Raw genomic sequence first — 15,965 nt, 5'->3', positions numbered from 1 at the left:
CCGGAACAAGGGGGATCCATGCCCGCCCGCAACGCTGCCAGTACCGACCCGGCCATCGCTCTCGTCGGCATCGGGTGCCGTTACCCGGGCGGTGTGGTCGACCCCGAGTCGTTCTGGCGCGTGCTGCGCGACGGAGTCGACGTCATCGGGGAGATCCCGCCCGAGCGATGGGGCCCCGAGTACATCAGCGAGGACGGCGCCGCGCCCGGCACCGGCTACTGCCGCTGGGCCGGCGTACTGCCCGGACTCGACGAGTTCGACGCGGACTTCTTCGGCATCTCCTTCCGCGAGGCCCGCGAGATGGACCCGCAGCAGCGGCTCCTGCTCGAGGTCTCCTGGGAGGCCCTGGAGCACGCGGGCCAGACGAAACCGCGCCTTGCCGGATCCCGTACCGGGGTCTTCTTCGGCATGCTCGGCATGGACTACACGCTGCTGCACTCCAAGACGCGCGGTGTGCGGGCCATCGACCCCTACTACGCCAGCGGCAAGGAGTTCAGCTTCGCGCCCGGCCGGGTCGCCTACACCCTGGGCCTGCACGGGCCGGCGCTCGCCGTGAACACCGCGTGCTCCTCGTCCCTGGTCGCCGTCCACCTGGCCTGCCGCAGCCTGGCCAGTGGCGAGGCGGACACGGCGCTCGCGGGTGGCGTCAACGTGCTGGCCGCGCCCGAGCTGTCCATCTTCATGAGCAAGGTCCAGGCCCTCTCCCCCACCGGCCGCTGCAAGCCGTTCTCGGCCGCGGCGGACGGGATCGTACGGGGTGAGGGCTGCGGAGTCGTCGTACTGAAGCGGCTCGACGACGCCCTCGCCGACGGCGACCGGGTGCTCGCGGTGATCCGGGGCAGCGCCTTCAACCACGACGGCCGCAGCGCCGGTCTGACCGTGCCGAACGCGGGTGCGCAGGAGTCCCTGCTGCGGGACGCGCTCGCGCGGGCGGGCGCCTCGCCGGAGCAGGTCGCGTTCGTGGAGACCCACGGCACCGGGACCCCGCTCGGCGATCCGATCGAGGCGTACGCGCTCCAGCAGGTCTTCGGCCCGGGCCGCGGGGACAGGCTGCACATCGGCTCGCACAAGGCCAACTTCGGGCACACGGACGCCGCGGCGGGCGTGGCGGCGCTCATCAAGACCGCGCTGACGGCACGGCACCGGCTCGTTCCGCCGCAGCTGCACCTCGGGACGCCCAACCCCGCGATCCCTTGGGGCGACGGGCCGTTGAGCATCTCCGCCGAGCCCGTGCCGGTCGACGGCGCGACCGAGGAGACCCTGTTCGGCGTGAGCGCCTTCGGGCTCAGCGGCACCAACGCGCACCTCCTGCTCTCCGCACCGGCCACCGAGACCGAGCCGGTCGTTCGTCAACAGCCGGGCCCCCAGGTCCTGTTGCTGTCCGGCTCCAGCGAGCAGGCGCTCCAGCAGCGGGCCCGGGATCTGGCCGAGACCCTGGACGGCGACGAGCTCCCGCTGTCCGATGTGCTGCACACCGCGGCGGTACGGCGATCCCACCACGAGGCGCGAGCCACGGTGATCGGCGCCGATGTGGACGAACTGCGGGCCTCACTGCGGGAGTTGGCCGGGGGAGAGCCCGACGAGCGGACCGTCACCGGTACCGCCGAGCCGCGACGCCGGCACCGGACCGTGTTCGTCTTCTCCGGGCAGGGCTCGCAGTGGCGCGGTATGGGCCTGGACCTGTGGGACCGGGAGCCGGTCGCCGCCGCCTCGCTGGAGCGCAGTGACGAGGTGCTGCGGGGCGCCGGGCTGCCGACGCTGCGGGAGCTGCTCGGGGAGAGCGACCTCACGGCGACCGAGCTGGCCCAACCTGCCGTCGTGGCAATCCAGTTGGCGCTCGCCGAGGTGTGGCGGGCGCGCGGGGTGGAGCCGACCGACGTGGTCGGGCACAGCCTCGGCGAGATCTCCGCGGCCTGCTTCACCGGCGCGCTCGACCTGCCCACCGCGCTGGACCTCGCCGTGCGGCGCGGGCGCATCATGAGCGCGTCGGCGGGTACCGGGCGGATGCTCGCCGTCGCCCTGTCCGAGGAGGACGCGGTGCAGGCCGCGGCCGGTACCGGGCGGGCGGTCACCGTGGCGACGGTCAACGGGCCGACCGCCACCGTGCTCGCCGGGTCCGAGGAGGACCTGACGGCCATCGCCGCGCTGCTGCGCGAGCGGTCGGTCTCGGCTCGCTTCGTCCCCGGCGACTACGCCTTCCACAGCCCGGCGATGGCCCCGTACGCCGAACAACTCCGCGCGGAACTGGCCGACTTGGCACCGAGCCCGCGCCCGGACACCTTCGTCTCCACGGTCTCGCCGGACGAACCGCCGGCCGTCCTGGACGCGGACTACTGGGCGGCCAACGTGCTGCGCCCGGTCCGCTTCTGGCCCGCCGTACGGAACCTGATCGCGAACCAGGGCGCCGACTTCATCGAGATCGGCCCGCATCCGACGCTCGTACGACCGCTGAACGACGGTCTCGCCTCCCTGCGCCGGCAGGGCATCGCGGTCGGGTCGCTGCGCCGGGACACGGACGGCAGTGCGACCCTGCTCGCCTCCCTCGCCGAACTCCACTGCGCGGGCGCGGACGTCCGCTGGGACGAGCTGCTGCCCGGGCGGCTGACCGACCTGCCCCGGCATCCGTGGCAGCACGAGTCGTTCTGGCTGCCCGAGGTGACGCCCGGCATGCAGTACGCAGCGGGGGCGAGGCCCGAGGCGGGCGTACGCCCGGCCCGGCTGGCGGTGCAGCTGATCGACGAGTCGGGCAGGCCGCTGGGCCCGGCCCGGCAGCTCGACCTGGCCGGTGACGCGAGCGACGGTTCGCTCCCGGCCGCCGGTCCCACAGCTCCCGCGGAGACTCCCCCCTCCGCCGGTGACTCCCCGGTCACGGCCCCCACCCCCCTCGGGGCCGACCGGGAAGTCGATCAGTCCGCCGCCGCCCCCGCGAGGAGGCGGAGCGGGGCGGCGGCGGACATCAGGCCGGGGGACGATGCCGAGGCCGACGTTTCGCCGGCCGGCGGCATCCGAGCGGGCGGCCCGGCGGCGAACGGCTCCCCGGCGGGCGGCACGGACCGGCTGCGCAGGTCGCTCATGCGGCGCACCTCCGACGTACTCGCCGGGGTGCTCGGGCAGGACCCGGGCCGACGGATCCCGCCGCGGCGCGGCTTCGCCGATCTCGGTCTGGACTCGCTGACCATCGTGGAGTTCGTGGACCGGCTCGGTCTGGAACTCGGCCTGGACATCCCGTTGTCCACCCCGTTCGAGCGGCCTTGCCTGGACGAGCTGGTGGACCATCTGCTGCCGCAGGTGGTGGAGCGGGAGGCGATGGCCGGTACCGCCGAGGAGGCGCGGTCCGCCGCAGCGGCTCCGGGGGCGGGACTCGCCGTATCCGAAGCGGTTCCCGGTGCCGAACCCGCCGTATCCCAACCGCCGTTGCCCGAGGCTCCGCCCGCACCCTCCCCCGCCGACGACCCCATAGCCGTCGTGGGCATGAGCTGCCGTTTCCCCGGCAGCCCCTCCGTCGGTGACTACTGGCAGCTGCTGCTGGACGGCCTCGTAGTCATCCGGGACGTGCCCTCCGACCGTTGGGACGGGCAGGCCTTCCTGGCCGACGGTCCCTGGACACCCGGCACGATCACCTCCCTGCGCGGCGGGTATCTCGACGACGTCCGCGGCTTCGACGCGGCCTTCTTCCGGGTCTCCCCGCGTGAGGCCCGCAGCCTCGACCCGCAGCACCGGCTCTTCCTGGAGGTCGCCTACGAGGCGCTGGAGGACGCCGGGGCGACCCGGGACCGGCTGCGCGGTTCGGCGACCGGCGTGTTCGTCGGAATGAACAGCTCCGACCACTCCCAGCAGGTCGCGGGCCGCCTCCAGGACGTCGACCTCTACTACGGCACCGGCAACTCCTTCGCCGGAGCGGCCGGACGGCTGTCGTACTTCCTCGGTCTGACCGGCCCCAGCATGGCGGTGGACACCGCGTGCTCCTCCTCGCTGACCGCGGTGCACCTGGCGATCCAGAGCCTGCGCTCCGGCGAGAGCGACCTCGCGGTCGCCGGCGGTGTCAACGTCATCCTCAGCCCGGTCATCCCGGTCTCGGTCTCGGCCGGCGGCGCCCTGTCCCCGTCCGGCCAGTGCCGCACCTTCGACGAGGCCGCCGACGGCTATCTGCGCGGCGAGGGGTCCGGAGCCGTCGTACTGAAGCGCCTTTCGGCCGCGCTCGCCGACGGTGACCGGGTCTACGCCGTGCTGCCCGGCAGTGCGGTGAACCAGGACGGCGCGAGCAGCGGACTGACCGTGCCGAACGGCACGGCGCAGCGGGCGCTGATCCAACAGGCCCTGGAACAGGCCGGGTTGGAGGGTCCCGAGGTCGGCTACGCGGAGGCGCACGGCACCGGGACGCCGCTCGGGGATCCCATCGAACTGCGGGCGCTGGCCCAGTCGTTGCGGCCGCAGGGCGCCGATGACACCGCCCCGCTGCTGGTCGGTTCGGCCAAGCCCAACATCGGGCACCTGGAGGCATCCGCGGGCATGGCGGGCCTGATCAAAGCCGTGCTGGCGGTGCACCACGGGCGGATCCCGCGGCACGTCGGTGTCACGACCCGTCCGACCCCCCAAGTCCCTTGGGAGCGGCTGGGGTTGGCGCTGGCGGAAGGCGGCGACGGCTGGCCCGAGCCGGAGCGTCGGCGTATCGCGGGCGTGAGCTCTTTCGGCTTCACCGGCACGAACGCGCACATCCTGGTGGCCGAAGCACCCATGGCAGCGGCCGAACAGGCGGCGCCCCGGGCCCGTTTCGCCCTCCCGCTCTCCACGGCCCACGAGTCCGCCCTGCCCGGCGCCGCCCGCCAGTACCTCGACCTCCTGGAGTCGGCCGACGCGCACGCGCTCGCCGACCTGGCGTACACCGCGGGCGCGCGCCGCAGTCACCTCGACCATCGTGCGGTCGCCGTCGGCCGGGACCTGGTCTCGGTGCGCTCGGCCCTGCGTGCCCTCGCCAAGGGCAACGAGCACCCCGGGGTGCTCACCGGCACCGCGGACGCCCCCCGCTCCTGCGTGTTCGTGTTCTCCGGCTTCGGCTCCCAGTGGGCCGGCATGGGCCGTCAACTCCTCGACAGCGAACCGGTGTTCCGAGCCGCGGTGCTGGCCTGCGAGGAGGAGATGGGCAAGTGGATCGCCTGGTCGCCGCTGGCCTCGCTGCGCGGGGAGCCGGACAGCCGGCCCTTCGACGAGGGCATCCCGCAGGAGCTGATCTTCACGGTGCAGGTGGGGCTGGTCGAGCTGTGGCGCAGCTGGGGTGTGGAGCCGGCCGCGGTGGTCGGGCACAGCATGGGCGAGGTCGCCGCGGCCTGGGCGGCCGGGGCGCTGACGCTGGCGCAGGCCGCGGAGATCCTCTGCCTGCGCTCGCGGTTGCTGGACACGCTGGTCGGGACCGGCGGGTCGATCGTGGTCGGGCTCGGCCGCGAGGAGCTGGCGCCCTATCTGGTCCTGTACGAGGACAAGTTGGGCATCGCCACGATCAACGGCCCGCGCACCACGGTGGTAGCCGGTGACGTGGACGCGCTGGAGGAGCTGACCGAGGAACTGGCCGAGGCGAACGTCTTCGTCCGCCGGGTCAAGGTCCCCGTCGCCCCGCACTCGCCCCTCATGGAACCGCTGCGCGAGCGCCTGGTGTCCGGTCTCGCGCACCTCACGCCCGCCGAGGCCCAAGTCCCGCTGTATTCAGGGGTGATGGGCGGCGAGGTGTCCGGCCTCGACCTGAACGCCGCCTACTGGGGCCGCAATCTGCGTGACACGGTCCGCTTCCAGGACGCGGTGAGCGCGGTCGAGGACGCGGCCGACCGGGTCTTCGTGGAGGTGTCACCGCATCCCGTGCTGGTCTCCGGCACCGAGGAGTCGCTGGCCGCGGCAGGCGCCGGACGCCCGCCGGTGCTGCCCTCGCTGGTCCGGGACGAGGACGAGGTGGGCGCGCTGCTGACGACGCTGGGCGCGCTGCACGCGCACGGGGTGCACGTCGACTGGGCCGCGTTCGCCGGACCGGGCCGCGGCGTGGTCGACCTTCCCGCCTACCCCTGGCAGCGCAAGGAGCATCGCCTCCCGGACCTGCCGGTGGACCGCACGGCCGCCACGGGCACGCTGGTGGGCCCCCCGGTCCGCCCGGCGAACGCCCCCTGGACGGCCCTGGTCCCGGTGACGGTCGACGGCACGCGCAGCCCCTGGCAGACGACGGGCGAGGGCTCTCGTACGACGGTGTCGGCGCCGGCCCTCCTGGAGGCGGCGCTCGCGACGGCCGCGGCCACCGGCTCCGCGACCCCGACCCTGACCGACGTACGCTTCGGCACCCCGCCGCGCACGGACGCCGAGAGCCGGGCGACGCTCCAGGCGGTGGCCGACACCCGCCGGTCCACGCTGGTCCTGCGCTCGTCGGCGGAGGACGCCCCGCTCGACCCCGCGCTGAGCGCGACGGTCGGGTCCGCGGAGGACTTCGCGCAGGACGGCTCGGACACGGCGGTGAGCTGGGCGGACCTCTCTACAAGGCATGGGATCACGTCGGATCCGGTGGCTCCTGCCACCCTCGGCCCACTCGCCGACGACGAGCCCCTCCGGGCCACGCTCGCCGACGCCTTCCCGACGCTCGGGGTGGAGTCGGCGGGCAGTGGCCGGGGGCTGGCGGAGGTCTTCGTGCGGATGCCGGACGCGGCGGCGCGGCACCGGCTGCCCGCCGAACTGCTGCGGCTGGCCCTTCGGTTGACCGCCGACGGCACGGCCGAACGGGCGGCGGAACCGCGCGTCGCGAGCATCGGGTCGGTGCGGGTGAAGGCCGCGGTCGACGGCACCGTACGACTGCTGCGTGGACCGGTGCGCGCCGGTGCCGACGGGGCGCCGGAAGCGGATCTGACCGTGTTCGACGCGGCGGGCCGGGCCGTGCTGGAGCTGACCGGGCTGCGAGTGGCCGTCCCCGAGGCGCCCGTGGCCGCGGACGCCGGGCAAGACCGGCTGGAGAGCCTGCTGTACCGGATGGTGTGGACGCCGGCCGGGCAGCGCCCGGCCCCGGCGGAGCAGGACGGGACCGCCGCGCCCGCGACCCGCTGGCTGGTGTGCGGCGACACGGAGCACCTGGCGGGAGCGGTGACCGAGCAGCTGCGGGCGGCCGGGTGCGATGTACGCCGGGTGCGTTCGCGGGCGGCGGCGGTCCCGTCCGTCGGCGACCCCCGCGACCTCACCCTCGACCCCGCCGACCGCGACGCCTGGAACACGCTCCTCGCCGTCCACGCCAACGAACCCACCACCGGTATCTGCGACCTGTGGCCGCTGGAGGACCTCGACTCCCGGCCCGCCGGCTGGCACGCGACGGTCGCGCTGACCGCCGCCCTCGCCGACGCCGAGGGACCGACGGCCCGGCTCTGGCTGGTCACCCGGCACGCGCTGCTGCCGACCGGGCACGCCGGTTACCCCGACGGGAACCAGGGCGCGCACGCCGGACTCGGCCGCACGCTGGCGATGACCCGCCCGGACGCGTGGGGCGGGCACGTCGACCTGACGCACGGCAGTTCCGAGGAGTTGCGCACGCTGGTGACCCGGTTGCTGGGCGCGCCCGGGGACGAGCACGTCCGGATCGAGCACTCGGCGGTCCAGGTCGGCTCCCTGGTGCGCGGCGCGCCACCGCAGCGGACCGCACGCCGCGCCCTGCCCGCCGACCGCTGGCACCTGGTCACCGGCGCGGGCGGCGCCCTGGCGCCCTGCGCGGTGGACTGGCTGATCGGCGCGGGCGCCCGGCGGATCGTGCTGGTCGACACGGAGCCGAGCCCGACGGCGGGTACCGCTCCCGAACGTGTGGCCGCGTGGCGGGACCTCGGCGTCGAGATCCGCACCGCCGCCACCCACGGCTCACGAGCCGAACTCGCCTCCCTGGTCGAGGAGTTGCGTGCCGAGTGCGGGATCGCGTCCGTCGTGTGTGCCGGGTCGCCCGGCGCTGCCGTACCGCTGGAGGAGACCACCGAGGCTCTCCTGCGGGGCGAGTTGAACCGGGCGCGGACCGCGGAGGTGTTGCACCGGCTCACCGCCAAGGATCCGGTGCGGCTGTTCGTGCTGCTCGGTTCGGTGCCCGGCACCTGGGGCGGTGCCGTCACGGGTGCCTCCGCGCCCTCCGACTGGTCGCTGCGCGCGCTCGCGGCGCGGCGCCGGGCAGCCGGGCTGCCGGTGACGCATCTGGAGCTGATGCCGCTCGTGGGCAGTGAACTCCTCGACGAGCGGACGACGTTACTGCTGAAGACCAGCGGTATCGGCCCGCTGGAGGAGCCGGACCTGGTCGGTGCCCTCGATCTGTTGGCCTGGGACGACTCGGTGCACTGGGCGGTCGCGGACGTCGACTGGCAGCAGTTCCGCACCGCGCTCGCCGACGCCCCGCACCGGCGGCTGTTCGCCGAGGTGCTGGGTGGGGCGCAGCGCGCGGACGGCACCGGTTTCGTGGCCGGGCTCGACGCCCTCGACCCGGAGCAGCGCCGGGACCGGACGCTGGACTGGGTGTGCGGGCAGGTGGCCGCGGTGCTCGGGCTGCCGGAGGACGAACTCCGCGCGGACCAGGGCTTCTTCGACCTCGGTATGGACTCGGTGATGTCCCTGACGCTGCGGCTGCGGCTGGCCCGCGAGCTGGACGTCGAGCTGTCCTCGACGGTCGCCTTCGAGCACCCCACCGCCCTCGCGCTCACCGCCCACCTGCTGGAGCGCCTCGGCTATCCGGCCGACGCCCGGAGGCGACCGGCCAGGACGACGGGACCGCGGAGGCTCCCGCCGACGAGGCCCTCGACGATCTCGACGACGACGAACTGCTACGCCAGTTGGAGGCGGAGATCTCCGACTCACAGAACTTCGGGTTTGAGGAGAACTGATGACGAAGAGCCACGCCGAGCAGCCGAGCCAGGACGTCCTGCGCGGCCGGCTGAAGGACTCGCTCGGCACGATCCGCAGCCTGCGCGCCCGCGTCCAGGAGCTGCAACGGGCCCAGCCGCTCGCGGTGATCGGCATGTCCTGCCGGCTGCCGGGCGGCGCGAGCCCCGAGGAGTTCTGGCAGTCCCTGACCGACGGCCGCTCCCTGACGTCGCAGTTCCCGGAGGAGCGGCACTCCGTCGCCGGTTTCTACCACCCGGACCCGGACAACCCGGGTACGGCGTACACCCTGTCCGGGAACTTCCTCGACGGTCCGGTGGACGCCTTCGACCCGACGGTGTTCGGTATCTCGCCGCGCGAGGCGGCGGGCATGGACCCGCAGCAGCGCCTGGTGCTCGAACTGGCCTGGGAGGCCATGGAGAACGCCTGTCTGCCGCCCGCCGAGCTGGAGGGCAGCCGGGTCGGTGTCTTCCTCGGCGCCAGTACGAGCGACTACGTCCGGATGCGGCAGCAGAAGGGCGCGATGGCGGACGTAGACGCCTACCAGCTGATCGGCGAGCCGAGCTTCCTGGCCGGCCGGGTCTCGTACACCTTCGGTTTCCAGGGCCCCAGCATGGTGATCGACACGGCCTGCTCGTCCTCGCTGGTGGCGCTGGAGCAGGCGGTGCAGAGCCTGCGTTCGCGGGCCTGCGACACCGCGCTGGTGGGCGGTGTGAACCTGATGCTGTCGCCGTACGGCTTCGTGCTGGTCAGCAAGTTGCGGGCGCTGGCGCCCGACGGCCGCTGCAAGACCTTCGACGCCTCCGCCGACGGCTATGCGCGCGGTGAGGGCGGCGCGCTGTTCGTGCTGAAGCGGCTGAGCGACGCCGAGGCGGCCGGGGACCGGATCCTGGCCGTGGTGCGGGGAGTCGCCACCGAGCACGACGGCCGCAGCAGCGGTCTCACGGTGCCGAACCCGGCCGCCCAGCAGAACGTCATCACCTCGGCGCTGAAGAACGCCGAAGTCTCCGCGGAGGACCTCTCCTACGTCGAGGCGCACGGCACCGGCACCCAGCTGGGCGACCCGATCGAGCTTCAGGCGCTCAACGCGATCACCAGCGTCAATCGCCCCACCGACCGTCCCCTGCTGGTCGGTTCGGTGAAGACGAACATCGGTCACCTGGAGCCGGCGGCGGGCGCGGCGGGCATGCTCAAGGTCGTCCTGGCGCTCCAGCACGACACGCTGCCGAAGCATCTGCACCTCAACGACCCCAATCCGCAGATCCCTTGGGACCTCCTCAACGTGAAGGTCACCAGCGTCGACACCCCGTGGCCCGAGGGCCCGCGGCTGGCCGGTGTCAGCAGCTTCGGCGCGAGCGGCACCAACGCGCACGCGGTCCTCGGCGAGGCCCCCGGCCCGCGCCCCGGGAGGGCACACCGCGCGAGGTGGGCCTGCTGACCCTCAGCGCCAACAGCCCCGAGGCACTGCGGGCGATGGCGCGGGCTTACGAGGCCTCGGTGCGGAAGGCCGATCCGCGCACCCTGTCGGACGTCTGCTACTCGACGCACGTCGGCCGCGCGCGGATGAAGCACGGGCTGACCGTGACCGGCGACCGGGCGCAACTCACCGCAGGGCTGGCCGCGTTCGCGGCGGGCGAGCGGGCCGAGCAGGTGGCGGTGCACGGGCCGGCCGGCGCCAAGGCGCGCCGGGTGGGCTGGCTGTTCACCGGCCAGGGCTCGCAGTACGCGGGGATGGCGGCCGAACTCGCCGCCGCGGAGCCGGTGTTCGCCGAGGCGCTCGCCGAGTGCGTGGCGGCCCTGGACCAGCACCTCGACGAGCCGCTCGGTCCGGTCCTCGCGGGCGCCGGCGACGACGAGCGCATCAACCGCACGGGCTTCACGCAGCCCGCGCTGTTCGCCGTGGAGTACGCGCTGGCCCGCATGTGGGAGGCGTGGGGCGTGCGGCCCGGCGCGCTGATCGGGCACAGCCTGGGCGAGATCACCGCGGCCTGCGTGGCCGGCGTGCACTCGCTGGAGGACGCGGCCCGGCTGGTCACCGCGCGGGCCCGGCTGATGGAGGCGCTGCCCGCGGGCGGGGTGATGGAGACCCTGGTCTGCGACGAGGAGACGGTACGAGCCGCGCTCGCGGAGGCGGGCCCGCTGCCGGGCACCTCCGTGGCCGCCGTGAACGGGCCGACGGACGTGGTCCTGTCCGGGCCGCAGGAGGAGATCAGCCGGGTGGTCGACGTACTGGCCGGGCGGGGTGTCAAGCACCGCCGACTGAACGTCTCGCACGCCTTCCACTCCCCCCTGATGGCCCCGATGCTGGACGAATTCCGGTCCGTCACCGAGACCCTGACGTTCCATCAGCCGAAGTATCCGATCATCTCGAACGTGACGGGCCGCGAGTGGGGTCCCGAGCAGCTGCGCCCGGCCTACTGGTCGGAGCACGTGCTGGCGCCGGTGCGCTTCTACCAGGGCGTCACCCGCCTGTACGAGACGGGCTGCCGCACCTTCCTGGAGCTCGGCCCGGCCCCGGTCCTGCTCGGCCTCGGCGCCCGCTGCCTGCCCGAGGACGGGGTGGCCTGGATCCCCTCGCTGCGCCGGGACCGCGAGGACGCGCACATCGTCGGCCAGGCCCTGGGCGCCCTGCACCACCGGGGTGTCGTCGTCGACTGGCCGGCCGTGCACGCCGCCGAGCAGCCCCGCCGTACCGCCATGCCCAGCTACCCGTGGCAGCGCGAGCGCTACTGGTTCAACGACGGCGACCCGTCCGGCGAGACGTCGGCGCTGCCCGCCGACGAGGGGCCGGGCGCGCTCTTCGAGGGCCATCTGCTGTCCGGGCCGCCCACCTTCTCGCCCCGACTCGACCAGCTGTCCGAGGTGTTCGTGCAGACCGGCCCGGACGGCCGCCGGCAGGTGTCGGCGGGCGGGTTCTGCAACTGGGCGCTGGCCGGCGCGGCCAAGCTGCCCGGCGCACAGCCCCGCCTCGTGGACCGGTTCGTGGTGGGCGAGCCGCTGCTGCTCGACCCGGAGCACCGGCCCGCGAAGATACGGGTGTACGTGCTGCCGCAGGACGACGAGGGCCGTTCGCTGTTCCTCTGCTTCTCGCGGCAGGGCGTCGAGTCCGCGGAGTCGGGCAGCTGGCGGCTGCACGCCCGCGGGGTACTGGTGCGCCGGCCGCCCACCGACACGGGCGGCGACCTGGAGTCCATCCGGGCCCGCTGCGCGCCGGTCGACCCGGCCGGGATCAGCGTGCCGGTCTGGGCCGAGCCGGTCGTCAACGAGATCTACCAGGGGCCCGGCGAGGTCCTCGCCGAGGTCAACCAGGAGGCCGAGAAGCTGCCCCGCGGCGCCCTGCTCGACCTGACCCTGGGCCTGCTGCGCCAGTCGGAGAACGCCCCGGAGCCGGGCGCCGCCCCGCAGCCCACCGCGGTCCCGACGGGCACCCGCCGCTACATCCACGGCTGGCTCGCCTCCACCCCCGGCGAGGGCGGACTCCGCGGCGGCCTGGAGATCCTGGGCGCCGACGGCAGTGTGCTGATCGCCATGCGGGACGTGCACCTGCGCCCGGCGGCCGAGCCCGCCGCGCCCGAACCGGTCCGCGGCGAGCGCGCGGAGACGGTGTGGGAGGAGGTCTGGAGGCCCGCCGACCCGGCCCGCTTCACCGGGCGGAGCCTGCGGGGTGAACGGGTGCTGCTCCTTGGCGGCGGCCTGCTCGCCGAGGACGCCACCAAGCAGCTGGTGCTGCGCGGCGCCGACGTGACCCGCGCGGACTCCGCCGCCGACACGGCCGTACTCGCCCTGAAGCTGAACGGGACGTACGAGCACGTCGTCCTGCTCGGTGCGCTGGAGCTGCCGGTGTCCGGGTTCGACGCCGACTCGGTGCGGCAGGCCCGGGAGAGTGTCGAGCACGTGTTCCTCGCCGTGGCGCGGACGCTGGCCGAGCGGGAGGCGCCGACGCGGATGTGGGCGGTGACCCGGGGCGCCCAGTGGACCGGGACCGGACAGCGTGAACTGTGCGTGCCCGCAGGGCCGTTGTGGGGTCTGGGGAAGGTGGCCGCGCTGGAGCACCCGGAGTTGTGGGGCGGTCTGCTGGACCTGGATCCGCGGGGTGCGGTGGACGAGCCGGAGCAGATCGCTGCGTTGCTCGCCACCTCGACCGCCGAGGACCTCACGGCCCGGCGCGGCGGCGAGACCCTGGTGCCCCGGCTGGTCCCGGTCGCGGCGGCCGAGCAGCGCCCGGCCCTGCGGCTGAGCGACCTCGGCAGCTATCTCGTCACCGGCGGTCTCGGCAGCCTCGGCCTGCTGGTCGGCGAGTGGCTGGCCCGCTCCGGCGCCGGCACGGTCGTCCTCATCGGCCGTACCGGCCTGCCGGACCGGTCCCGCTGGGAGGCGGCCGACCTGGACGACGCGACCGCCGCGAAGATCGCGGGTGTACGGCGGATCGAGGCGCAGGGCGCGGAGGTGCGGGTCGAGGCGATCGACGTCTGCGACGAGATCGCGCTGCGCTCGCTGACCGACCAACTAGGCCTGGCGGGACGTCCGTTGCGGGGTGTCGTGCACGCGGCCGGGCTGTCCGAGCCGCAGTTCCTGCGGGAGAGCGACCCGGGGACGTACGACCGCTGCCTGCAACCGAAGGCGGACGGCACCTGGGCGCTGCACAACGCGACCGTCGACCAGGACCTGGACCTGTTCGTGTCCTTCTCCTCGATCGCCTCGGTGTGGGGCTCGCAGCATCTGGCGGGCTACTCGGCCGCCAACGCCTTCCTGGACTCCTTCGCACACTTCCGCAGGCTGCGGGGCCTGGCCGCCACGACCGTGAGCTGGGGTCCGTGGGGCGCGCGGTCGGGTCTCGCGGACGACTCGGTGATGGCGTTCCTGCGCTCCATCGGGCTCGTCCAGCTCGACCCGGAGCACGCCCTTGAGCTGCTCGGCGAGGCGATCGCCGACGGGGTCGCGCACCGCACGGTGTGCGCCGCGGACTGGGCGCTGTTCCGGGACCTGATGGAGGCGCGCCGGGAGCGGCCGATCCTCGCCGAGATCCGCAGCGCGCCCGTGGCCACCGGTGCCGGAGACGACCCCGAACTGGGGCCGCTGACCGCCAAGTTGGTCGGCCTGGGCCACGCCGAGCGGCTCGCCGAGCTCAACGAGTACATCCGCGTGCAGCTCTCCGCGATCCTGCGCCTCGAACTGGACATCCTCACCGAGGACACCCGCCTCGCCGACATGGGCCTGGACAGCCTGATGGTGATGGAGCTGATCAGCCGCTGCCGGGACGACCTGCGCCTCGAGATCAGCAGCCGCGACTTCTTCGCCTGCCCCGGCATCCACTGGGGCGCCCATCTGCTGGAGCTGGTCGAGGCCGAGTACCCCGCGCCCGCGACCCAGGCGTGACCGCCCCGCATTCCGCCCCGACCACTGGAGGAACGAGCATCATGCAGCCACTGCCCGCGTCCGGACCGTCCGGCCCGGCGGACTACGACGTCGCCGTCCTCGGCGCCGGCATCGCCGGTTCCGTCCTCGCCGCCATCCTGTCGCGCAACGGCGTGAAGACCGTCCTGATCGACGCGGGCACCCACCCGCGCTTCGCGGTGGGCGAGTCGACGATCCCGTACACCTCGGTGATGCTGCGCATTCTCGCCGCCCGCTACCGGGTGCCGGAGATCGCGCACCTGAGCCACTTCTCCACGATGCGTTCCAAGGTGTCGTCCAACTCCGGCCAGAAGCGCAACTTCGGCTTCGTCTACCACCGCGAGGGCGAGTCTCAAGACCCGCACGAGATCAACCAGTTCGTGATCCCGGTGGCCCTGTCCACCGAGTCGCACATGTTCCGCCAGGACGTCGACGCCTACATGTACAACGTGGCGCTGAAGTACGGCGCCACCGGCCGCCTCGGCACCCGGGTGAGCGACGTCGACATCGACGGCTCCGGCGTCACCCTCGCGGCGGAGAACGGTCCGGACATCCGGGCCCGCTACATCGTGGACGCCGGCGGCCACAACTCGCCGCTGGCACGGAAGTTCGGCCTGCGCGACGAGGTCCCGCAGCAGCGCACCCACTCGCGCACCGTCTTCACGCACATGATCGGGGTGCGTCCCTACGACGACTGCCCCGCCGCCCGCTCGCACGACAACCCGAGCCCCTGGCACCAGGGCACGCTGCACCACATCTTCGACGGCGGCTGGGTGTGGGTCATCCCGTTCGACAACCACAAGGGCGCCACCAACCGGCTGTGCAGCGTGGGTCTGACCCTCGACCCACGCCGGCACCCGAAGACGGACGAGCCGCCGGAGCGGGAGTTCGCGCGGTTCCTGGAGCGCTTCCCGGACATCGCCCCGCAGTTCAGGCACGCGAAGGCGGCCCGCCCGTGGGTCTCCACCGGGCGGCTCCAGTACTCCTCCAAGCAGGTGGTGGGCGACCGCTTCTGCCTGACCTCGCACGCCGCGGGCTTCGTGGACGCGCTGTACTCGCGCGGTCTGACCAACACCACGGACGTGGTCAACTCCCTTGCCTGGCGGCTGATCGAGGCCGTCAAAGACGACGACTTCTCGGCGGAGCGCTTCTCCCATGTGGAGACCCTCCAGCAGGGCCTGGTCCGCGCCCACGACGACGTCGTCGCCTCCTCCTTCACCTCCTTCCGCGACTACGACATGTGGAACGCGACGTTTCGGATGTGGGCCCTGGGCACGGTGCTCGGCACGCTCAACGCCCAGGACGCCCTCACCCGCTTCCGGAGCACCGACGACCCCATGATCTGGCGGGAGTTGGAGGCTCAGCCGCACCCCGGCGCGCTCTTCCCGGCGAGCGTCGGCTTCAACAAGATCACCGATGCGGCCTGGTCTGCCTGCCGGGACGTGGAGGCCGGGCTGATGACCCCCGACCGGGCCACGGGCGAGCTCTTCGACCTCCTCCAGGACGACGCCTACGCCCCGCCGCCGTTCGGCCTGCACGACCCGGCGAACCGCTTCTACAACCCCAACCCACCCCGCATGCTGCGCACCATGCACTGGGCCAAACGCGGCTCGGCGGCTCCCGACACGGGCCCCGTCGTGGCCAGCGCCCTGGCCGGCTTCCTGCGCTCCCGTTTCCACAAGCCCGCGTGAGCGAGAAGGAGGACACGA

General features: G+C 73.7%; 3 protein-coding genes and 1 pseudogene. All 4 read left to right on the top strand.

Translation table 11 applies throughout. From position 1 onward, the window contains the following. Nucleotides 1-18 precede the first annotated feature (18 nt). Nucleotides 19-8,682, top strand: a pseudogene (locus tag ACQEWB_RS39975) (type I polyketide synthase); the annotation flags it as partial. 181 nt (nt 8,683-8,863) lie between these two features. Next, complete coding sequence (locus tag ACQEWB_RS39970) at nt 8,864-10,300, top strand: type I polyketide synthase (protein ID WP_432840070.1); 1,437 nt, start codon at nt 8,864-8,866, stop codon at nt 10,298-10,300. Next, on the top strand, nt 10,288-14,238 hold the full coding sequence (locus tag ACQEWB_RS39965; RefSeq protein WP_432840068.1) for an acyltransferase domain-containing protein: 3,951 nt from the start codon (nt 10,288-10,290) through the stop codon (nt 14,236-14,238). The genes ACQEWB_RS39970 and ACQEWB_RS39965 overlap by 13 nt, the downstream gene beginning before the upstream one ends. Before the next feature lie 41 nt (nt 14,239-14,279). Further along, nucleotides 14,280-15,947, top strand: a complete 1,668-nt coding sequence (locus tag ACQEWB_RS39960; RefSeq protein WP_432840066.1) for an NAD(P)/FAD-dependent oxidoreductase — start codon at nt 14,280-14,282, stop codon at nt 15,945-15,947. Nucleotides 15,948-15,965: the final 18 nt, after the last annotated feature.

The sequence above is a fragment of the Streptomyces sp. CA-249302 genome (genome assembly GCF_050936785.1).
Taxonomy (GTDB): Bacteria; Actinomycetota; Actinomycetes; order Streptomycetales; family Streptomycetaceae; genus Streptomyces.
Note: the sequence above shows the minus strand (reverse complement) of the source record. Positions and strands in the feature narration are given on the sequence as shown.